The organism is Thalassococcus sp. S3, from assembly GCF_004216475.1.
Taxonomy (GTDB): domain Bacteria; phylum Pseudomonadota; class Alphaproteobacteria; order Rhodobacterales; family Rhodobacteraceae.
The window spans coordinates 2,256,660-2,277,679 of record NZ_CP022303.1; the positions used below are offsets into that span (position 1 = coordinate 2,256,660).

Below are 21,020 nucleotides of genomic sequence, written 5' to 3' on the forward strand. Positions count from 1 at the left end.
CCTTTGGCCGGGAAAGACAATCAGAGGCGAAATCATGTTGGATATCAAAAACCTGCACGTGAAACTTGAGGAAGAGGACAAGCAAATTCTCAAGGGCGTCGATCTGCAGGTCGATGCGGGCAAGGTGCATGCGATCATGGGGCCCAACGGGTCGGGTAAATCGACCCTGTCCTATGTTCTATCGGGCCGCGAAGGTTACGAGGTTACCGACGGCACGGCCTCTCTCGAAGGCACCGATCTGCTGGAACTGGAACCCGAAGAGCGTGCAGCGGCAGGCCTGTTTCTGGCCTTCCAATATCCGGTTGAGATCCCCGGTGTGGGCAACATGACCTTCCTGCGCACCGCGGTGAACGCGCAGCGCAAGGCCCGCGGCGAAGACGAGATGAGTGCGGCGGATTTCCTCAAGCTGGTGCGGGAGCGTGCGAAAGCGCTGAAGATCGACGCCGATATGCTCAAACGCCCGGTCAATGTCGGCTTCTCCGGGGGGGAAAAGAAGCGCAACGAGATCCTCCAGATGGCCATGCTTGAGCCGAAGATGTGCATCCTCGACGAGACGGATTCCGGCCTCGACGTCGATGCGATGAAACTTGTGGCCGAAGGTGTGAATGCCCTGCGGGGTGCCGGACGCGGTTTCCTCGTGATCACCCACTACCAGCGTTTGCTGGATCACATCAAACCCGATGTGGTACACATCATGGCAGATGGTCGGATCGTCAAAAGCGGCGGGCCAGAGCTTGCCCTGGAAGTTGAAAACAACGGATATTCGGACATCCTGGCGGAGGTGGCGTAATGGCCCTGCCGGAACTGAAACAGACCGCGACGGACGAACGGCTTTCGGCCCTGTCCCTCCCGTCGGGCGGCTGGTCTGACGCGGCGCGCAAAGAGGCGTTGTCGCGCGTGCGCGCGATGGGCCTGCCGTCGCGCAGGGATGAATATTGGAAGTACACACGCCCGGATACGCTGGTTGAGCCCGAAGCGCCCAAAGCCGCACTTTTCGATGCGGGCGAGGCCCCGATCTTTAGCGAGGTTGAGCGGCTCAAGATCGTGTTCGTGGACGGTGTGTTCGATGCCGACGCATCGGACGATCTGAGCCTGGATGGGGTCAGCATCGAGCGTCTGGCCGACACGCAGGACACCGACATCCACTGGGCGCGCGATGTTTACGGCACGCTTGAGGCACGTGGACAAGATCCGGTGGAACGTCCGCTTGCGGCGCTCAACACCGCTTTTGCGACCGATGGCGTGCTGATCCACGCCAAAGAAACGCCGTCCAAACCGATCAGCCTGGTTTATATCCATAAATCAGAGACTTCTGATGCGATCCTACACCATGTGATCCGGGTCGAAACGGGGGTCGAACTGACGATCCTCGAAAACGGCCCGGCTGCCGCGCGGTTCAACAAATGCATGGAAGTGGAGGTTGCCGACAAGGCGACACTCCATCATGTCCGGGCTCAGGGTCGCGATCACGAACGGCGGGCCGCCACGCATATCTTCGCGCGGCTCGGAACGGAATCGGTCTTCAAATCATTCACGCTAACCGCCAACGGCGTGCTGACGCGGAATGAATGCGTGATCGAATTGACCGGCGATGATGCCGTCGCTCACGTGGCCGGGGCCTGTGTGGGTGATGGTGATTTCCACCACGACGACACCGTCTTTATCACCCATGACGCGGTGAACTGCGAAAGCCGGCAGGTTTTCAAAAAAGTGCTGCGCAACGGTGCGACCGGCGTGTTCCAGGGTAAGATCCTGGTCAAACCGGATGCCCAGAAAACCGACGGCTATCAGATCAGCCAGTCGCTGCTTTTGGATGATGACAGTCAGTTTCTGGCCAAGCCCGAGCTTGAGATCTACGCCGACGATGTGGCCTGTTCGCATGGATCGACCTCCGGCGCGATCGATGAAGAGGCACTCTTTTACCTGCGCTCTCGGGGGGTGCCGGAAGGGGAGGCGACCAATCTTCTGACCCTGGCCTTCCTGGCCGAAGCGGTCGAGGAGATCGAGGACGAAACCCTGGCCGAGGAAATCACCTCGCGCCTCGAAGCCTGGCTGGTGCGGCACAGCGGTTAATGCCTGTCACACGTGATATAACAGCCACCTACCGGGGACCGGGGCGGGTGATGAACAGGCTGTTGTCCATGGGACCGCGCGAAGATCGTGCGCTGGCCATTTTGATGGGCGGGTGCGTTCTGGTGTTCATTGCCCAGCTTCCCCGGCTGTCGCGGGAGGCGCATCTGACGGGGCAGGAGTTGAACATGCTGATGGGCGGCGCGCTCATGGCATGGATTTTCGTCGCACCGCTCTTACTTTATATCCTTGCCGGGCTGTCGCATCTGGTCGCGCGGCTTCTCGGGGGGCAAGGGGATTGGTATGGTGCACGGCTGGCGCTTTTCTGGGCCTTGTTGGCATCCTCACCGCTTTTGCTGCTTCACGGTGTCGTGGCGGGGTTTGTTGGGCCAGGGGCTGCGCAGCAGGGGGTTGGCCTTGGGTGGCTCATCGTGTTTCTGTGGTTCTGGTTTGCGTGTCTGAGAGCAGCAGAAAGGCCCGAAACATGATGGCGATCAACTTGCGTGACCTGGCGGTGTTGTCGATCAAGGATCCGGCAAGTGCTGCGCGTATCCTGCTGGAGCTTTCTCCTCCGCGTGAGGCGCTGTGGACGGGCCTGCTGCTGACGGCGGTTCTGAATACGATGATGCTGGTGCTGTCGAACATGATCCTGCCGGGGCCGTCCCCAATGCCCGAGGTCTTCAACGTACCCAGCATCTACCTGATTGCTGTGGCGGTGGGCCTTGTCCTGATCTCCTACAGTATTTTCTGGACCGGGCGAGCCATGGGCGGGCAGGGCAGCATCGACGACGTGATGCTGTTGATCGTCTGGCTTCAGGCTCTGCAGGTGGCGGTGCGTGCCTTGGTCCTTGTCCTGGTTCTGACCATACCGTTTCTGGCCATGCTGCTGGTCTTGGCCTCCGTGTTCTACGGGATCTGGATCCTGATCCATTTCGTGGATCAGGCACACCGGTTCGGCTCGCTTGGCCGGTCCGCTGTCGCGATGTTTGTGGCCTTCGTCGGCCTCGTTCTGGTTCTGTCGTCGATCCTGGCGTTTCTTGGGGTCGGCCTTGTGGAGAGTCCCGGCTATGTTTGATATTGAGAAAATTCGGGCCGATTTCCCGATCCTGTCTCGTGAAGTGAATGGCAAACCGCTTGTCTATCTGGACAGCGGCGCATCGGCTCAAAAGCCGCAGGTCGTGATTGACGCGGTCACACGCGCCTATTCCGAGGAATACGCGAACGTGCATCGCGGATTGCACTACCTGTCAAATCTCGCGACCGAAAAGTACGAAAACACCCGGGGCATCATCGCGCGCTTCATGGGGGCCGCCGATGAGAACGAGATCGTTCTGAACTCGGGGACCACCGAGGGGATCAACATGGTCGCCTATGGTTGGGCCATGCCTCGGATGGAGGAGGGGGACGAGATTGTCCTCAGCGTGATGGAGCATCACGCGAATATCGTGCCGTGGCACTTCCTGCGCGAGCGGCAGGGCGTGGTGCTGAAATGGATCGATGTCGATTCCAACGGTGATCTTGATCCGCAGGCCGTTCTGGACGCGATAACGCCACGGACCAAGCTGATCGCCGTGACCCATTTGTCCAATGTTCTGGGCACAAAGGTCGATATCAAGGCCATCACCGAAGGCGCCCACGCAAAGGGCGTGCCCGTCCTTGTCGATGGCAGTCAGGCGGTGGTGCACATGCCGGTCAACGTTCAGGAGCTGGGGTGTGACTTTTACGCGATTACCGGTCACAAGCTCTACGGCCCGTCGGGGTCTGGCGCGATTTATGTCAAATCCGAGCGCATGGCCGAAATGCGGCCCTTCATGGGCGGTGGCGATATGATCAAAGAGGTCAGCAAAGACGTCATCACCTATAACGATCCGCCCATGAAGTTCGAAGCGGGCACGCCGGGGATCGTGCAAACGATCGGCCTTGGCGTCGCGCTGGAATATATGATGGGCCTCGGTATGGAGGCGATTGCCGCGCATGAAGATGACTTGCGGGACTACGCGCGAAGCCGCCTTGACGGGCTGAATTGGCTTCAGGTGCAGGGAAAGTCAGCGGACAAGGCGGCGATCTTCAGCTTCACGCTGGACGGCGCTGCGCATGCCCACGACATCTCGACTATTCTGGACAAGAAGGGCGTCGCCGTGCGTGCCGGCCACCACTGCGCGGGGCCTTTGATGGACCATCTTGGTGTGACGGCAACCTGCCGGGCGTCATTTGGGCTTTATAACACCACGGATGAGGTCGATGTGCTGGTTGACGCGCTGGAACTGGCGCACGAGCTTTTCGCCTGAGACGGGTATCACGCGGCAAACTATTGAATTGCACGGCCTCAGAGAAAGCCCTATAGCAAGCGAACAAGGACCCATAGCTCAGCTGGATAGAGCGCTGCCCTCCGAAGGCGGATGTCAAGTCTGGCGAAGGTTGAAGGTGCTGGCAAAAGTAAGTTGCGAAACAAAGGCTTGGGTAGATGTTCGGATCGCCCTTCAAACCGGCCAAAAGTTCGCGTAAGCACTGCGTAAGCAGTAGGAATACATTGAGCACCCGTAGCTCAGCTGGATAGAGTGTCGGCCTCCGAAGCCGAAGGTCACAGGTTCGAATCCTGTCGGGTGCGCCAACTTTTTCTTTATATATTAGTGACTAAGGTTGCGCCGCATCCGAGGCAGTGGCGCTTACGCGAGTTTTTTTTCGCAAGCAGCCGAACGTGAGCAGTACTCAGGGATGGTGTGGCTGGTTTGGCTTGCCGTTGAACTTTCAGGCAACTCTTGAGACGGCCAGTACTAATCGGCGTCAAGTCTTGCAGTCCCATTTCGATTGCGCCTGCAAGATGAAGTCGATGAACACTCTTATCCTCGGCGAGACAAGGCGACGGTCGAGATAGAGCGCAGTAAAGGGCGTAGGTGGCGGCCGGAACTCCTCGAGCGCCTCCACGAGCTTGCCCCGTTTTACTCCTTCAGCCGCCATGAATGATGGCATCTGACTTACACCGAGACCGGCACGAGCTGCGCGACCTACAGACTCACCATCATCGATTGTGACCGAACCCTCGTAGGTTTTGGACACAACTTCCCCATCCTGTGTGAAATGCCACTGCATTACTCTACCTGTGCGGCGATTGCGGAAATTGAGGCAATCGTGTTTCGCCAAGTCGTCCGGGTGTTCTGGCATGCCATGCAGATCCCAATAGTCTGGAGATGCACACAGTACGAGTTGATCATCGAAAACCCGACGCGCTATCAGATTGGCCCTGTCGGAAAGCGCTCCCGCTCTTATCGCGATGTCAACCGCGTCACCGGCGAGATCAACCGCACGATCATCTAGCCAAAGTTCGATTTCGACTTGAGGCCATTCTCGATGAAAGGCGTCAAGCGCCGGGACTAAGCACATACGACCAAAGGCGGCAGGTGCACTGACTGTTAGCCGCCCCACAGGATCGCTTGCAGTGTCGCTGACTTCCGCACCTAAAGCCAAGGCGTCCGCGATCAATCGCTTGGCGCCCTCCAGATAGCGTTCGCCTTCCGGAGTTAGGCTGACGCTACGTGTGGTTCGGTGAATTAATTTAACGCCCAGTGTTTCTTCGAGGCGCGTGACGGCCTTCGACGCTGCAGATGGTGTGAGGTTCAATCGTCGGGCTCCGTCCTTGAAAGCTCCAGTCTCAGCCACGCTGATGAAGGCTTCGATGCTGATCAGAGATGGCAAGTTATTCATGACAAAAATTCCATTCTGAAGCCTCGGCACCCGGATTTATCCGAAATTACATAGTCTATACATCGTAATTTACCAACGCTGGCGGCAAACCATCGCCCAATTCTGCGCGATCGGAGGCTGCCTCGGAATTACTTTGAAGCAATCGAGAGCCGCTAGCGACCACACCCACAACGGAGAAATTCTATGAAAATTGGAATCATCGGTGCCGGCGATATCGGTAAGCTCTATGGCCAACTGTGGCGCGAAGCGGGTCATGATATCATGATCGCTTCCAGGTCGTCCGAAACTCGCGAAGACGCGGCGCGCAAAATCGGCGCGACAGCGGGCACACCGGAGGATGCGGCGGCGTTTGGCGACGTAATCCTTTTAGCTGTTAACTATGCGACGGTAGACGAAGCTGTGTCCGCCATTGCGCCCGCGATTGACGGCAAGCTGGTGATTGATGCCACCAATCCGCTCATCCGTGTATCGGGTGGTGGCGTCGAGCGAGTGATCCCCGATGATGCGATCTCGGGCGAAATCATGGCCCACAAGCTACCCGGTGCTCGAGTGGCCAAGGGGTTCACCACGTTGTGGACGGGTCATGTCGAGGAAAAGAGCGATCGCGATGCGCCGAAAGTAGCCATGACCCTGGCGGCGGACGCTGCCGAAGATCGTGAGATCGTCGCGAAGCTCATCAGCGATGCAGGCCTTGTTCCCGTTGATCTGGGGACGCTTGCACAGTCTCGCCCGCTCGATCCGCCCAGTCCGATCTGGAACGTGGTCCTCTCCGCAGACGAACTCGCCGAACGGGTGGCCGTGTTCCGTCAGGAACAGGTCGCTTGAGGCCAGACCGAAACGAAAGGATGAGTCCCATGACTACGCTCACGGCATGCGCAGACAACGCGCAAACCTGCAAAAGCGCGACTCGCGGACTGACACCGATAGTCTCCGCGGCGCTGTTCCTCGAGGCGATGACTGTGTCGATCACGGCCATCGCGATCCCAAACATGAAGGCTGATTTCGACTCATCTCTAGCCGTGCTGCAATGGACGCACGGTGCATTTATCATCGGTTTTGCTGGGCTGCTTCTGCTCGGAGGACGGGTCGCCGACCTTTATGGCCGACGCCGTGTCTTCCTCATTTCGACAGCTCTCTTCGGATTGGCTTCGCTGATCGTCGCGCTTGCACCATCGTTGGGGCTGCTTTTCACGGCGCGCGGAATCCAAGGCGCCGCGGCGGCTTTCATGATTCCGACGTCGATATCGATCCTGACCGGCGCTTTTCCCGAAGGACCGGCGCGCAATCGGGCTCTCGGCACTTTCAATGCAGCGGGTGCCGCAGGCTTCTCGGTTGGCCTCGTCATCGGCGGATTACTCATCGCCGAACTCGGCTGGCGCTGGGCCTTTGGATTGAACTTCCCGGCCTCGGTTTTGATCGTGGCGGTTGGCATGTCTGTGATCCCGGCCGCGCGGGTCGATCGCAAGTCGGTCAAGCTTGACTGGTTTGGTGCCGCAACCGTTGCGGCGGCCATCAGCACGCTGACGCTCGCGCTGACGCTGGGCGCAGAGCATGGGTTCGGAGTTTTGGAACTTGGCCTGGTGGCCGCCGCAGTCCTGCTTTGCGGACTGTTCGTTTGGACTGAGAAGATCCATGCCGAGCCTCTGATGCCGCTCTCAATGCTGCGCATTCCCGGATTGCGCCGGTCCAGCCTCGCTTCGCTGACCCTTCTCGGGGCGTTCTTCGGCTTCAATCTGCTGGTCAGTGTTGCGTTGCAGACAGGGCACGGCATGGCTGCCGACATGGCGGGCTTCGCGCTGCTACCGATGGGGCTTCTCTGTGTTGCGGTCGCGCAGATTATCACTCCGCGGGTGATGGACCGTTTCGATATCGATAGGGTCGCAGCGAGCGGCTTGGGTCTCATTGCGCTCGCTTCCGCCTGGCTCTTCAGTGCTGGCAGTCTGGCACCGCTTTGGCTGGTGATCGCAGCGGCCACAGTGGCCGGCGGTCTTGGCATGGGGCTCGCTTACGCGCCGCTTGCGGTGGGTGCTGTGCGCGGCGTGGAGCTGGATCGACAGGGCGTGGCCGCCGGTTTGCAGCAGACGACGCTACAGGTTGGCGGTGTCATCGGCATTGCTCTTGCCATTGCTGCCAGCACGCTCGCGAACCGCCCGGAAGCTGGCTTGCTCGCCGCCGCTCTTATCGCTCTCGCTGGCGTGGCCGTCCTGACGCGGCGCACCACCTTCCAACCTTCTGCACCTAAAGGAGCCGCACAATGACGAGGGTTCTTATCGCTGGCGCTACCGGCACGAACGGCCGTGCTTTGACCGACGAATTGAGCAAGCATGATGGCATTATTTCGCGCGCACTCGTGCGCGATACGGCTTCGGCTGAGTTCGGCGATGGCGTCGAAATCGTCGAAGGCGATCTGGCCGATCTCCAAAGTCTCGCTGCCGCGTTTGACGGCGTTGGAAAGGCCTATATCGTCACCTCGATCCAACCCAATACGATCGACCTGTTCCAAAATTTCTTCCGCGCGGCAAAATCTGCAGACGTTACTCATATCGTTAAGTTTTCCGGGCTTGGTTCGGATGTGAACAGCCCTTCGGAGGTCATTCGCCAACACGGTGAGACGGACGAGGCGCTACGCGAAACCGGACTACCCTTCACCATCCTTCGCCCGAATTCTTTTTATCAGAACATGCTTGGGCAAGCGCAAGCCATCGCCGAAAATGGTACTTTTGCCCTGCCGCTTGGCGATGCGCGGCAGAGCTTGATCGATGTGCGCGACATAGCGGAGATCACCGCGACCATCCTCACGACCGACGGTCACGTTGGCAAAGCCTACGATCTGACAGGCCCGGAAAGCCTCGACTTCCACGATGTCGCTGAGATCCTGAGCGATGTGCGCGGAGCGCCGGTGAACTACACGCCAATCACACCGGATCAGATGGAAGCAGCACTCAAAGAAGCCGGTATGCCTGAATGGTCGGCGCATGCTCTCGCTGAGATCCAAGCGCTTTTCGCCACCGGCGCGTATAGCGACGTTCTGCCCGATGCAGAACGGTTGTTAGGCAGGCCGCCACGCAGCTTTCGCCAGTTCGCCGAAGATCATGCCGAGCTTTGGATATCGACGGGCGAGGCCAGTCTGAATTGATCCCTTTTTGCAGAACTCATGAGGAGAAACAAATGATCCGAGCATTTCTTGCTACAGTCATCGTCGGGCTTGGTATCGGCGGGTCGGCTGCGCCAAGTCTAGCGCAAGGCGAGCCCGAACCCTACACCATAGAGGTCCCACAAGAGCGTCTCGATGAGGTGATATCGCAGGTCCGCAACCATGAATTCTTGCCCGATGCCGGGGTCGAGCCGTGGCGCTTCGGCATTCCGCAATCCTGGCTTGCCGAAATGGGTGAGCACTGGGCGAGCGACTACGATTGGCGCGCCGCAGAAGCGCGCCTCAACCGGTTCGACAATTTCCTTGCAGAGATCGATGGAAAACAGCTCCATTTCATTCACGAGCGAGGTTCGGGCGACAACCCGACACCGCTGCTGATCCTCCATGGCTGGCCTTACTCGGTCTATAGTTTCATCGACGTGATTGAACCTTTGGCGCATCCCGAGCGCTTTGGCGGCAATGTCGAAGATGCTTTCGACGTGGTCGTCGTATCCATACCCGGTGTGGGATTTTCCGAAGCACCTGACGCTCCCGAAAGCTTGCGCGCAGTGGGTGCGCGTTACCACGAACTGATGACCGAGGTGCTCGGCTACGAACGTTACATCACCCATGGCGGGGATCAGGGTGCTCTAAGCGCTGGATGGATGGCGTATGATTATCCCGATGCGGTTATGGGCCACCACACCCACATGCACTTCCCAAGGCACGCAAGTTCACCATGGCTCTCCGGCAAAATTGGCGCCGAGCCAACAGAGGCAGAGAAAGCCTGGATCGAGGCGGAAGCGGCAGCGCCCTTCGGCCAACTCGCATACATTCTGACGCACGTCGCGCGTGGCGAGACGCTGGCAGCCTCCCTAGCGGATAATCCGGTCGGTCAAGCCGCTTGGATCTGGGACAAGTGGTATTACTGGACCGACAAGAGCGGTGCGGCCTTCGAGGAAATTCACACAAAAGATCGACTGATTGACGAGGTGATGTATTACATCCTCACCGACAGCTTCCGCACGTCCCTTTGGCCCTATCTCATGCTGGGTGTTGAGGAAAATGCGGTTCTCCCGGAAGGTGAAGTGATTGCCAATCCAGCCGGCGTCACGGCATGGCCGGACCCAGTCTTCCCGCTGCCGCCACGGGAATACGTCGAACGCAGCCGACCGAGTCTGATTCACTACACGACGCCCGCGCGGGGGGGGCATTTCCCCATGGTCGAAGTGCCTGAGCTCTATGTAGAAGACCTGCGCACCTTCCGCCGATCTCTCGCTGAGCATCTGTCGGCGCCGGACGGCAATGAATAAGATGAGCGACCGGAAGTAGCTTTGATCGGTCTTTCAAATTCGTTTGGAGAGGAGGCTGATGTCTCCTCTCTAGGCGAAAATCAGATCGACCAAGCCTCGACAATGCTTCTCACGTTCGGGTCGGGACGGCTGACATGAAGACTGAAATTGAGACTCAGCATCTCACCTATTTTCTTTCGGTCGCGGAGACGGGAAGTTTTCGAAAGGCCGCATCCCGTTTGAACGTCGGTCAGCCCGCGGTTAGCCGACGGATTCAGCGGTTGGAAGATATCCTCGGCGTTTCACTCTTCGAACGGCGATCAACGGGCGCACGCCTAACGACTGCTGGCACGTGTTTCGCGGCAAGAGCGCGCGTCATCGTGGATGATTTGAGAGCTGCGACCGACACGGCGCGCGGAGCTGGGCTTGGAGAAAATGGCTATCTGAGGATTGGCGTCATCGCCTCTTTGTCTCGCGGACCATTGCGTCAGGTGCTCGAAAGCTTTGTTGATTCGCACGCCTACGTCGATCTTTGTATTGCTGAGTTGGATCGTGGCCAACTTCTCACTCAGTTGAGCCACCGCCGATTAGATTTGGTGGTCGCTCCCGGAAAACCCGATCATGAGAGTGGTGACGGGCTGATATTAGCACATGAGCGCGTTTATCTGGCTGTGCCGTCAGACCATCCTTTAGCGGATCGACAAGGATTGCGATGGAGCGAAGTCCTAAAAGAGACCTTCGTCGTAAGCACTCAAGAACCAGGGCCAGAGATCCACGACTATTTGGTGCGAAACCTGAGCGACCTCGGACGTACTGTGCAAGTGCGACGGCACAGTATGGGCCGGGAAGGTATCATGTCTCTCGTGGGTCTTGGTTTTGGCGTCAGTCTCGTCGCTGATCATTGGCTGGGCGTCAGGTATCCAAACGTAACGTTCGTCCCGATCGGTAACGATGACGAAATCGTCCCCTTTTCCATGATCTGGCGTCCGGAAAACGACAACCCCGCGCTCCGCCGGTTCATCTCTCTGGCTAGGATCGAGGCGAAGCGGAGCGGCGCTCTTTCCTGAGTTTTGCAAATCCGCGATCGGTCCTCATAAACCGTTCCAGCATCGGAGCGACGAGTTTCGCGGGTTGGAGCGTCTGGCCGCTCTCCTGACCGAGGAGTTCGGCGTAGGCCGCGAGGTCGCGATGGGTCTGCGCCGGAAGTTCGATGGACAGCTTCACCGGTTTGTCGTCGCGAATATCTGAGAGTTTGAGTTTGGTCATCGTGCGGCTCCATACGGTTCAAGAATAAGATCACGCGTCACCATCACACGTACCGGAAACCCTGGCCGGATCGTCAGCGTCGGTGGAATACCGACCTGACGCTGCACAATCGCTTCACCGGCGCGCCCGATTGTGTCCTGTGTTCCGTCTCGAATGGCCTCGGCGATCTCGTCACCATCATCTTCGCCGGTTTCCAGGCCGATATTGAGGATCGTCGCGAGGCCTGCGGCGAGGAACAGGCGGTCCCAATGGTTGTCGACGCCATCTTCAAGCCCGGCGAAGCCTGCCTGGTCAGTGCCCGGCTCACGCTCGAGGACGATGGAGCGGCCATCCGGAAGGATAAGCCGGGTCCAAGCAAGCAGCAAACGCCGCTGACCCGAGGCAACGCGGCTGTCATACTCGCCGAGCAAGCGCGCGCCTTGAGGAATCAAGAGGAATTGTCCTGTCGGGCTGTCGTAGACATTGGCAGTAACCTGCGCCGTGATCTGCCCCGGCAGATCGGATCGTAGCCCCGTGAGAAGCGCGGCTTCGATGACGGAGCCCGCCTGCAGCACGTAGGGACTCGGTGGCGATTGCAAGCGATCTATGGCGGTCGTCCTGCGATGTACCTCGCGGTCGAGAAATGCTTCTTGCCGTTCCGTGGTATCCGGTCGCGGCGACGTTCCGGCGGAGGCTGGAAACAGCCCCTGCAGCACTGATGATTGCTGCGGCGCTGCCCGTGCCGGTTGAGAGCTGGCCGTCACAACGCTGGTTTGCGCATCGGCAAAGAGGGTCGCCAAACGAGCGGCCTCGGCCTCTTGGAGGCGCAATTGCTCGATAGGATCGACCGCTGGGCCGGTTGCAGTCACGACGGGCACCGGTTCTCCGCGGCGTTGCGCTGACAGGACTGGTCGGCCGAGTTCGCCCGGGAGCGGTGGCCCGAGCTGGGGGATCGATCCGTAGTCACGCGGCAGTCGCGACAGGCCCTCCGCCTCCTGAACCCGTTCGGTTGAGAACAATTCGGATGGCCCATCGGTCCGATCCGGACCCCGCAGCGCGACGATCAGGATCGCCCCGATGCCGAGGCCGCCCGCCACGGTGAGCACCGTGATCGCCTTGCGCGACAGCCGCATGACCCGCGGCGGGTCCGGGCGCAGACGCAATTCCTTGGCGATCTCGCTTTCTGAGCGCGACGGCTCCGCGCGCTCTTCCTCGTTCCGGTCATCGCTCATCGATCCGTCTCGCGACTACTCGCCGTCGTAGTGCGTTCGGCGGATCTGTTGCGTCCATCTGTTCGGACGATCCGGACCACGCGCTGGCGATCACCCAGACGCAGCTCCGCGGCGGCGAACAGTCGGTGAACGATCATGTAATTGCGCCGGATTCGGTAATTGACCAGCTGACCCTCTCCTTCCGGTCCGATGACAAAGAGCGGCGGCATCTCGCCCTGACCGATCCCGCGCGGGAACTCTATGAAGACCTGCCGTCCGTCATCGAAGGCGCGGCGTGGCCGCCAGGGCGCGCGGTCGCCGGTGATCCGGTAGCGGAAGTTGAGATCGTCGAGATCGACATTGCGGCCGATCGGAAGGCTTGCCTCGGCGCGATCGTTCTGACGGCGCAAGGCGATGAGCTCGTCTTCGGGATATTGCCAGGAGACGGAAGCCATGTAGGCCTGCGGCGTCGCGCGCAGTTCGAGGTGATAGGTCCGCCGATCCGTGTTGATGACGAGATTGGTGACGAGATCGGGCCGGGTCGGTTTGACCAGCACATGGATGCGACGGCTGTCGCCGGATCCGCTCTCGGTGTCGCCGATGATCCAGCGCGCGGTATCGCCTGCCGCGATCGGGCCGGAGCCGACAAGGCTTTCGCCCGGCTGCAAGGCGATGTCCGTAACCTGTCCAGGCGACGTGTAAACCTGATAGAGCGCGCCAGAACTGTAGGGGTAGAGCTGGACGGCGTTGATGAAGCCGTCGCGTACCGGTTCGATCCGGGCCGCTGCGTTGGCGTTGGTCACCCGCTCAGTTGGTTCCGTCGCTTCTGCCGGACGATCATCGGCATCGACCCGCATGAGCTGGCCCGGCAGCGGCAATGGTTCGGGTGTCTCGACGATCCGAACAGGCCGCGCCGGTTCGGCGACCAGCGTCGCGGCGACCGGGTCATCGTAGCTGATCTCGGGCGGCTTGAAGGTGGCGCAGCCGGCAAGCATCGAAGTTGCGAGCAAAGTGGTGATGGACAGTTTGATTGGCATGCAGATTTGGCGTGTGATGCAATCACTCATTGGGCGTTCTCCCGTGACCAGTTGATGGCGTGGACGAAGACGCCGAGGGGGTTCTTGCGGAGGCGGTCGGCGTCGCGAGGTGGCTGAACGACGACGCTGAGGATGCCGGTCCAGCGTTCGGTCCCGGCTAGTTGGCCGTTCACATAGCGGCGCTCAATCCAGGCGACGCGGAAACTTGAGTCCGAGGCGCGGATGACGCTGGAGATCTCGGCGGCGATCTGGACCTCGCCGACGCGGGCAAAGGGGTCGTTCTCGCGGGCGAAGTCGTTGAGCGCGACGGCGCCGCGATCGGTGGCGAAGTCATAGGCGCGCAGCCAGTTCTCACGTAGGACGATGGGATCGGCCGGGACCTGGCGCACATTCTCGATAAAGCGCGCGAGATGGAAGGCGATCTGCGGATCGGTCGGGCGATAGTTCGCTGTGGCGGGCGCGACGGCCTGGGCCGCGCCGAGCCGGTCGACCTCGACCACGTAAGGCACGATCGTGCCTTGTGTGGATTGCCAGACGAGCGCGAGGCCAAAGGTCGCCGTCGTAGCAAGGCAACCGATCGCCATGAGGCGCCAGTTGCGCGCCTGCAAGCGGGACGAGCCCATGCGCTCATCCCAGACCTGCGCGGCCTTCTGATACGGTGTGACGGGTTCGGGGGTTTTGGCGTATCGCACGCTCGGTCGCTTGAATCTCATGATCTCTCCGAAAGGCTGATGGATGTGCCCGCGCCGCCGCCGTCGCCTGCGCGCAGGGCGTGGGCGGTGGTCATGGCGCCGTGGTGCAATGATTGCTGGCGCTTCATGCGACGCGCCCAGGCGGGCGGACCGTCATTGGCAGGGGTCGGCATGTTGGCCGGGGAATTGCTGAACTTGCCACCAGTGGCCTCAAAAGCGGCGCGCGAACCAGAACGGTAGCTGTCACCAACTGCGCGCTTGAGCGGGCTGACGGCGGCGGATGCACCAGCCTGTCCAACGGCCGCCAATCCGCTGGCAGCTTTTCCGGCGGTTGTTGATCCGGACGCGGCGCCGATCTGGAACGCGGTGGAGGCACCTCCCGCGACCGCCGAACCACCGCGCAACGCGGCTCCACCAGCGGCTCCAGCGATCTTAGCGCCTGCAAGACCTCCAGCGACGACACCGCCTGCGGCTAGGCCAGCACCGACGGCGGTGCCCGCGCCAAGTTGCGGACCGCCGGACACGATCCCATTGGCAATGCCGGGGCCGAAAATGCCAAGCGCGAGAATGGAGAGGGCCGCCAGCACGACGGCCATGGCGTCACCGATGGTCGGTTCGCCGACGAAGCCGGTGGTGAATTCGCTGAAGATCGTCGATCCGATCCCGACGATCACAGCGAGGACAAGTACTTTGACGCCGGACGAGATAACGAGGCCGAGCACGCGCTCGGCCATGAAGGCGGTTTTGTTGAAGAGGCCGAAGGGCACGAGGATGAAACCCGCCAGCGTCGCCAGCTTGAACTCGATCAGGGTGACGAAGAGCTGGATCGCGAGGATGAAGAAGGAGAGCAGGACGACGATCCAGGCGAAGAGCAGGATCATGATCTGGATGAAATTGTCGAAGAAAGCGACGAAGCCCATCAGGTCGGCGACGGATTCGAGGATCGGCTGACCGGCTTCGAGACCGACGGCGGCGATGCGTCCGGGTTGCAGCAACTCACCCGCACCCAGGGCACCACCCGTCGCGACGAGGCCCAGACCCGCGAAGCTCTCGAAGATGATCCGGGCGAGCGTGTTCCAGTTGCTGATGATGTAGGCGAAGACGCCAACAAAGAGCGTCTTCTTGACGAGCCGGCCGATGATGTCGTCGTCCGCACCCCAGGCCCAGAAAAGTGCCGCGAGCGTGACGTCGATGACGATGAGTGTCGTGGCGAGGAAGGCGACATCGCCGCCGAGCAGACCGAACCCGCTGTCGATATAGGTCGTGAAAACCTCCAGGAACCGATCGATGACGCCGACATCGCCCATGGTCTACTCGCCTTCCGAATCATTGGATGCGAGTCCGAAGAAGCGCCGCCGGTTCTCTTCCCAGGCCGCTTGGCAGGTCGTGTCGGTCTCGAGCGCCTCCGGGGTCAGCGTCCGGCAACGCTGCAAGGTGGCCCGTAGCGGATCGTCCGATACCACCGCTGGCGCTTCGGCACGTTCTTCTTCAAGGGCGGTCTGGAACTCCATCGCCACCATGAGCACCGCGATGGTGCCCATGGCGATGGCGATCCCCTTGAGGGTGGTCTCGGCGGTCAGCTTCATCTCGACCTACCGGAACATCCGGACGGTGGTCGGCTCATAGCCGGAGCCGTAGTCGAGAAATCGCGAAAGGTTCTCGCGGGCTTGAGCCTCGGCCGTCGCAACGCGCGCGGCTTCAAGCGATTGCGCCCGGTTCTGCGCGGCAATGGCCGCTGTCAGATCGGAAATCTGCTGGCTCTGGAGCGCGAGGAGCTGATTGCCGACCTGAGTCGCCTGCAGAGCGCCGGTCGCGGCCTGGCTGCGGCCGACGAGGGCCTGCATCTCGGTGCGGGCGGTCTCGATATTGCCGACCACGCTGGCCTGGACCTTCAGCGCGTCCTCAAATCCGGCGACCGACGTGCGCCAGCGATCTTGCGCGCCCGCGATCATCTCATCGAAATCACCCCGCGCGGCAGCCGCCCCGTAATCCTGCGTGAAGGCCTCGTCGATCGTCGCCACATCATGGGCGATGCGTTGCGCTTCACCCAAGAGCTGTTGGGTTTGCTGCACAGAAGATTGCAGACGCGAGAGCGACGAGTATGGCAGGCTCGCGAGGTTGCGGGCCTGGTTGACGAGCATCTGCGCCTCGTTCTGGAGCTGGGCGATCTGGTTGTTGATCTGCTCCAGCGTGCGCGCGGCGGTTAGCAGGTTCTCGGCATGGTTGGTCGGATCGTAGACGATCCCGCCGAACCCGCCGCCGAAGAATGCGTGGGCGGGCGGCGCGGTCGCGGGGGTCATCGCGACCGCGCTCGACAGCAACAGGGCTGCGGCGGCACGTCCTGCCAGTTTACGTGTGTTGGTCTTGAACATCAGTCTTCTCCTTGTCGTCGTTGGCTTCTGGGGTTGCGGATGGATTGGCCTCGATCACGGCATCGGAGGGACCGAGCAATTCGGTGGCCCAGCCAAGATCGCGCCGGGCCAGCCAGGCGGCGGCGAAGCCGTCCCGACCGTGCTCGTCGAGGATCGCATCGATGGCGGCGTGATCGGATTTGGAGGAAGCCGCCGTGAAGGCGAGCGCGACTTCGCCGAGGCCGAGCGAGAAAAGCCGGTTGCCGCGGCGGGACTGGCAGTAATAGTCGCGCTTCGGCGTCGCGTGCGCGATGATCTCGATCTGCCGATCGTTCAGTCCGAAGCTGCGATAGGTCGCCGCGATCTGAGGCTCGAAGGCCCGCTCGTTGGGCAAGAAGACGCGGGTCGGGCAGCTCTCGATAATCGCGGGTGCGATGTCGGAGCCGTCGATATCGGCGAGCGACTGGGTGGCGAAGATCACGCTCGCGTTCTTCTTGCGGAGCGTTTTCAGCCATTCGCGTAGTTGTGAGCCGAATGTGGCGTCGTCGAGCGCGAGCCAGCCCTCGTCGACGATGATGAGGCTGGGCCGCCCGTCGAGCCGCGCTTCGATCCGGTGGAAGAGATAGGCGAGCACGGCGGGCGCTGCGGCGGAGCCGATTAGCCCTTCCGTCTCGAAGGCCTGGAAGTCAGCACTGCCAAGCGCTTCGGTCTCTGCGTCGAGCAAGCGCCCGAAGGGTCCGCCGAGACAGAACGGCGCCAGCGCGCGCTTGAGATCGTTCGATTGCAAGAGGACCGATAGGCCAGTCAGCGTGCGTTCCTCGATCGGAGCCGATGCGAGCGAGGTCAGAGCCGACCAGAGATGGTCCCGCGCGACCGGGTCGATGGTAACGCCTTCTCGCGCGAGCAGTCCGGCGAGCCAGTCCTGCGCCCAAGCACGCTCTGCCGGATCGTCGATCCTGGCGAACGGTTGTAGCTGGACCGCGTTTTCTTCCTCCGACAGCGCCAGGCCGAGATCTTCCCAATCCCCGCCGCAGGCCATCGTAGCGCAGCGGATCGAACCGCCGAAATCGAAGGCGAAGACCTGTGACCTGTCATAGCGTCTGAACTGCAACGCCATGAGCGCGAGCAGGACTGATTTGCCTGCACCGGTCGGTCCGACAACCAACGTATGTCCAACATCGCCGACATGGGTCGAGAAGCGGAAAGGCGTCGCGCCTTGCGTCTCCGCATAGAAGAGCGGCGGTCCGTCCAGATGATCGTTGCGCTGTGGTCCGGCCCAGACCGCAGAAATCGGGATCATGTGCGCGAGGTTGAGCGTCGTGACCGGCGGTTGGCGGACATTTGCATAGAGATGCCCGGGCAGCGAGCCGAGCCAGGCTTCGATCGCGTTCAGCGTTTCCGGCATGCAGGTGAAGTCGCGGCCCTGCACGACCTTTTCGGCGAGCTTGATCTTGGCCTCTGCCGCCCGTTCGTCCGCGTCCCACACTGTGATCGTCGCGGTGACATAGGCCGCGCCGACGATGTCGCTGCCGAGTTCCTGCAGCGCTTCATCGGCATCGAGCGCTTTGTTGTCGGCATCCGAATCCAGGAGCGTCGATGCCTCGTTGGTCATTACCTCTTTCAGGATCGCCGCGACCGATTTGCGCTTGGCGAACCATTGGCGGCGGATGCGGGTGAAGAGCTTGGTGGCGTCGGTCTTGTCGAGACAGATCGCGCGCGTCGCCCAGCGATACTCGAAGGCCTGTGCGTTGAGCTCATCGAGCAGGCCCGGCCAGGTTGATGTCGGGAAGCCGACGATCGACAGTGTGCGCAGATGCGCCTCGCCGAGTTTCGGTGCGAGCCCGGCAACCAGCGGCTCGTCCGCCAGATAGGCGTCGAGATGCATCGGCGTCTCGGGCACGCGAACGGATTGCCGCCGCGTCGAGATCGTTGAATGCAAATAGGAGAGCGTCTCCGCGTCTTTGAGCCAGGCAGCTTCCGGCATGAAGCCCTCGAAGAGATCGAGCAGCCGGTCCGAGCGCGAGCGGAACGCCGCGAGGTGTTCGTGTGGATTTGCGCCTTTGTTCGGCACGTCTTCGAAGAGCCACCCACTCGCCCTGCTCGTTTCGTCAGCGGGCGGCATCCATGTCAGCGTCAGGAAGTAGCGGCTCTCGAAATGACTGGATGCCTCTTCGAACTGCGCGCGTCGCTCGGCATCGACCAGGGCGGAGATCGGGTCGGGAAACTCCGACAGTGGATACTCGCGCGCCGGGATGCGCTGCGCTTCGACAAACACCGCCCATCCGGAGTCCAACCGACGCAAGGCGCTGTTGAGGCGCGCCGAGGTTGCGACCAGTTCGGCGGGTGTCGCCGAGTCGAGATCGGGACCGCGGAACCATGCCGTGCGCTGGAAACTGCCATCCTTGTTGAGGATCACGCCTTCGCTGATCAGCGCGGCCCAAGGCAGGAAATCGGCGAGGAGCGCAGCTTTGGAGCGGTACTCGGCGAGGCGCATCATTGGGTCACACCCCCATCCAGGTCGGGTAGCGGAGATGACGGCGCGCCACGTCGGCGATCTGCGCATCACGCTTGGCTGCGTAAACAGCCAGCATGTGACCGACGGCCCAAAGCGCGAGCCCGACCAGCCAGAGCCGCAGCCCGAGGCCCACGGCGGCCGCTATGGTGCCATTCGCAATCGCGATGGTTCGTGGCGCGCCGCCGAGCAGGATCGGCTCGGTCAATGCGCGATGGACGGGCGCGGTGAAGCCGGGGATGTCCGTCGGGTCGCTCATACCATTGCGCCGCCGCCGAAGGAGAAGAAGCTGAGGAAGAAGCTCGATGCGGCGAAAGCGATCGATAGGCCGAAGACGATCTGCACGAGCCGGCGCGCGCCACCCGATGTGTCGCCGAAAGCGAGCGTCAGTCCGGTGATGATGATGATCATGACGGCGACGATCTTGGCGACCGGCCCTTCGATGGACTCGAGGATCGCTTGTAGCGGCGCTTCCCAGGGCATACCGGAGCCCGCCGCTTCGGCCTGACCGGCAACGAGCAGGAAGCCGATTGCGAGCGCCGACGCGTAGATCGGCAAGCGCGGGTAGAGTTGAAGCATTCGGGTCATGGCGTGTTTCCTTTCGGGCTGCTGAGAATGGTTTCGAGCGCATAGTCGCCGGCTGCGGTCAGGCCTGTGACGCGCGCAAGTTCGGCGAGGCGGCGGTCAGAGCCGCGCCCTTGCAGGACGGCGAGCACGTCGATGGTCTCCGCGATCAGAGAGCGCGGCACGGTGACGACGGCTTCCTGGATGAGCTGTTCGAGGCGGCGCAGCGCGCCGATCGCCGAACCCGCATGGATCGTCCCGATGCCGCCCGGATGGCCGGTGCCCCAGGCCTTGAGGAGATCGAGCGCCTCGGGCCCGCGCACCTCGCCGATCGGGATGCGATCCGGGCGCAGACGGAGCGAAGATCGGACGAGATCGGATAGCGTGGCGACGCCATCCTTGGTGCGCAGGGCGACCAGATTGGGCGTTGTGCATTGCAGCTCGCGCGTGTCCTCGATCAAGACGACTCGATCGGAGGTTTTAGCCACTTCGGCGAGCAGTGCGTTGGTGAGCGTGGTTTTCCCGGTCGAGGTGCCGCCGCCGACCAAGATGTTGGCGCGGGACGCGACGGCTTCGCGCAGCGCGTTGGCTGCGACCTCATCCATGATCCCGGTGCGGACATAATCGTCGAGGGTGAAGACGGCGACGGCGGGCTTGCGGATGGCGAATGTCGGGGCAGCGACGACGGGCGGAAGAAGTCCCTCGAACCGCTCACCCGTCCCGGGAAGCTCGGCAGAAACCCGCGGTGCTTCCGCGTGAACTTCGGCTCCTACATGATGGGCGACAAGGCGGACGATCCGCTCGCCATCGTCAGCGGTAAGCGTCGCGCCCGTATCGCATAGCCCGTCGCCGATCCGGTCGACCCAAAGACGACCGCACGGATTGAGCATCACTTCGACGACCGCGTCTTCGTCGAGCCAGGCCGCGATATCGCTGCCTAGCGCCGTGCGGAGCATGCGGGAACCGCGCTCGATCGCTGCTGATTTGAGAGTGTGGACGGTCATTCGCGGCCCCGCATCTGGTTACGGGGTCGATCAAGAAGACTTTTGTTTGTCGTTCAGCAACAGCTTTGACGGCGTAGTAGTAAGTTGGCGAAGAGAGGCAGGCTGTTGGGTGTTCGGTCTACTCTCGGAATTGACTGTGGACGTTCGATGTGCGGGATTTTTCTGCCGTTCGTGCTAGCTCACCAAACGTCCGCTTGTCTATCAAGC

The 21,020-nt window shown here is 61.4% G+C and carries 22 protein-coding genes and 1 tRNA gene; 11 read left to right on the top strand and 12 right to left on the bottom strand.

Features of this window, described 5'->3' with window-relative positions; translation table 11 throughout:
- The first annotated feature begins 34 nt into the window (after positions 1–34).
- The 6 genes from sufC (at position 35) to CFI11_RS11305 (ending at position 4,681) form a co-directional block, all read left to right on the top strand.
- Positions 35–790, top strand: a complete 756-nt coding sequence (gene sufC, locus CFI11_RS11280; protein ID WP_130405974.1) for a Fe-S cluster assembly ATPase SufC — start codon at positions 35–37, stop codon at positions 788–790.
- On the top strand, positions 790–2,073 hold the full coding sequence (sufD, locus tag CFI11_RS11285) for a Fe-S cluster assembly protein SufD (RefSeq protein ID WP_130405976.1): 1,284 nt from the start codon (positions 790–792) through the stop codon (positions 2,071–2,073). The genes sufC and sufD overlap by 1 nt, the downstream gene beginning before the upstream one ends.
- The gene (locus CFI11_RS11290; protein ID WP_130405978.1) at positions 2,073–2,558 is read left to right on the top strand and encodes a YIP1 family protein; all 486 of its coding nucleotides are present in this window, start codon (positions 2,073–2,075) and stop codon (positions 2,556–2,558) included. The genes sufD and CFI11_RS11290 overlap by 1 nt, the downstream gene beginning before the upstream one ends.
- Entirely contained in the window at positions 2,555–3,145 is a 591-nt protein-coding gene (locus CFI11_RS11295; RefSeq protein WP_130405980.1) for a Yip1 family protein, read from the top strand. The genes CFI11_RS11290 and CFI11_RS11295 overlap by 4 nt, the downstream gene beginning before the upstream one ends.
- Positions 3,138–4,358, top strand: coding sequence for a cysteine desulfurase (locus CFI11_RS11300; RefSeq protein WP_130405982.1), 1,221 nt, complete (start codon positions 3,138–3,140; stop codon positions 4,356–4,358). The genes CFI11_RS11295 and CFI11_RS11300 overlap by 8 nt, the downstream gene beginning before the upstream one ends.
- 246 nt (positions 4,359–4,604) lie before the next feature.
- Positions 4,605–4,681, top strand: a tRNA-Arg gene (locus CFI11_RS11305).
- 173 nt (positions 4,682–4,854) lie between these two features.
- Here CFI11_RS11305 and CFI11_RS11310 read toward each other — a convergent pair.
- Positions 4,855–5,772 carry a LysR family transcriptional regulator gene (locus tag CFI11_RS11310; protein ID WP_217358765.1) on the bottom strand — a complete coding sequence of 306 codons (918 nt, stop codon included), beginning with the start codon at positions 5,770–5,772 and terminating at the stop codon, positions 4,855–4,857.
- Between the two features lie 183 nt (positions 5,773–5,955).
- Between CFI11_RS11310 and CFI11_RS11315 the strand changes: the two genes are divergently transcribed.
- The 5 genes from CFI11_RS11315 (at position 5,956) to CFI11_RS11335 (ending at position 11,264) form a co-directional block, all read left to right on the top strand.
- The gene (locus CFI11_RS11315; RefSeq protein WP_130405984.1) at positions 5,956–6,597 is read left to right on the top strand and encodes an NADPH-dependent F420 reductase; all 642 of its coding nucleotides are present in this window, start codon (positions 5,956–5,958) and stop codon (positions 6,595–6,597) included.
- A 29-nt stretch (positions 6,598–6,626) separates the two neighbouring features.
- On the top strand, positions 6,627–8,030 hold the full coding sequence (locus CFI11_RS11320) for an MFS transporter (protein ID WP_165390241.1): 1,404 nt from the start codon (positions 6,627–6,629) through the stop codon (positions 8,028–8,030).
- Entirely contained in the window at positions 8,027–8,908 is an 882-nt protein-coding gene (locus tag CFI11_RS11325) for an SDR family oxidoreductase (protein ID WP_130405988.1), read from the top strand. Before CFI11_RS11320 ends, CFI11_RS11325 begins: the two co-directional genes overlap by 4 nt.
- On the top strand, positions 8,875–10,218 hold the full coding sequence (locus CFI11_RS11330) for an epoxide hydrolase family protein (protein ID WP_130405990.1): 1,344 nt from the start codon (positions 8,875–8,877) through the stop codon (positions 10,216–10,218). Before CFI11_RS11325 ends, CFI11_RS11330 begins: the two co-directional genes overlap by 34 nt.
- 134 nt (positions 10,219–10,352) lie before the next feature.
- Entirely contained in the window at positions 10,353–11,264 is a 912-nt protein-coding gene (locus CFI11_RS11335; protein ID WP_130405992.1) for a LysR family transcriptional regulator, read from the top strand.
- Here the strand turns inward: CFI11_RS11335 and CFI11_RS11340 are convergent.
- From CFI11_RS11340 to trbB, 11 genes are read right to left on the bottom strand one after another with little or no spacing between them, the layout of a single operon-like run.
- Positions 11,227–11,463 carry a DUF2274 domain-containing protein gene (locus CFI11_RS11340; RefSeq protein ID WP_130405993.1) on the bottom strand — a complete coding sequence of 79 codons (237 nt, stop codon included), beginning with the start codon at positions 11,461–11,463 and terminating at the stop codon, positions 11,227–11,229. The two genes, CFI11_RS11335 and CFI11_RS11340, sit on opposite strands and share 38 nt — an antisense overlap.
- Positions 11,460–12,674 carry a TrbI/VirB10 family protein gene (locus tag CFI11_RS11345; protein WP_130405995.1) on the bottom strand — a complete coding sequence of 405 codons (1,215 nt, stop codon included), beginning with the start codon at positions 12,672–12,674 and terminating at the stop codon, positions 11,460–11,462. The genes CFI11_RS11340 and CFI11_RS11345 overlap by 4 nt, the downstream gene beginning before the upstream one ends.
- On the bottom strand, positions 12,671–13,690 hold the full coding sequence (gene trbG, locus CFI11_RS11350) for a P-type conjugative transfer protein TrbG (protein ID WP_254449073.1): 1,020 nt from the start codon (positions 13,688–13,690) through the stop codon (positions 12,671–12,673). The genes CFI11_RS11345 and trbG overlap by 4 nt, the downstream gene beginning before the upstream one ends.
- Positions 13,691–13,716: 26 nt before the next feature.
- Complete coding sequence (gene trbF / locus CFI11_RS11355; RefSeq protein WP_174843496.1) at positions 13,717–14,403, bottom strand: conjugal transfer protein TrbF; 687 nt, start codon at positions 14,401–14,403, stop codon at positions 13,717–13,719.
- A complete protein-coding gene (gene trbL / locus CFI11_RS11360) occupies positions 14,400–15,689 on the bottom strand; it encodes a P-type conjugative transfer protein TrbL (protein WP_130406001.1) in 1,290 nt (429 codons plus the stop codon). Before trbL ends, trbF begins: the two co-directional genes overlap by 4 nt.
- Before the next feature lie 3 nt (positions 15,690–15,692).
- Positions 15,693–15,968 (bottom strand): putative entry exclusion protein TrbK-alt, encoded by a 276-nt coding sequence (trbK-alt, locus tag CFI11_RS11365; protein ID WP_130406003.1) that lies wholly within the window; start codon positions 15,966–15,968, stop codon positions 15,693–15,695.
- A 6-nt stretch (positions 15,969–15,974) separates the two neighbouring features.
- Positions 15,975–16,754: a P-type conjugative transfer protein TrbJ gene (gene trbJ / locus CFI11_RS11370; RefSeq protein ID WP_130406005.1), complete on the bottom strand. Its 780-nt coding sequence runs from the start codon at positions 16,752–16,754 to the stop codon at positions 15,975–15,977.
- Positions 16,732–19,230 carry a conjugal transfer protein TrbE gene (trbE, locus tag CFI11_RS11375; protein ID WP_130406007.1) on the bottom strand — a complete coding sequence of 833 codons (2,499 nt, stop codon included), beginning with the start codon at positions 19,228–19,230 and terminating at the stop codon, positions 16,732–16,734. The genes trbJ and trbE overlap by 23 nt, the downstream gene beginning before the upstream one ends.
- A 4-nt stretch (positions 19,231–19,234) precedes the next feature.
- Complete coding sequence (locus tag CFI11_RS11380) at positions 19,235–19,504, bottom strand: VirB3 family type IV secretion system protein (protein WP_130406009.1); 270 nt, start codon at positions 19,502–19,504, stop codon at positions 19,235–19,237.
- Positions 19,501–19,833: a TrbC/VirB2 family protein gene (locus CFI11_RS11385; protein ID WP_371687475.1), complete on the bottom strand. Its 333-nt coding sequence runs from the start codon at positions 19,831–19,833 to the stop codon at positions 19,501–19,503. Before CFI11_RS11385 ends, CFI11_RS11380 begins: the two co-directional genes overlap by 4 nt.
- A complete protein-coding gene (trbB, locus tag CFI11_RS11390) occupies positions 19,830–20,813 on the bottom strand; it encodes a P-type conjugative transfer ATPase TrbB (RefSeq protein WP_130406011.1) in 984 nt (327 codons plus the stop codon). Before trbB ends, CFI11_RS11385 begins: the two co-directional genes overlap by 4 nt.
- Positions 20,814–21,020: the final 207 nt, after the last annotated feature.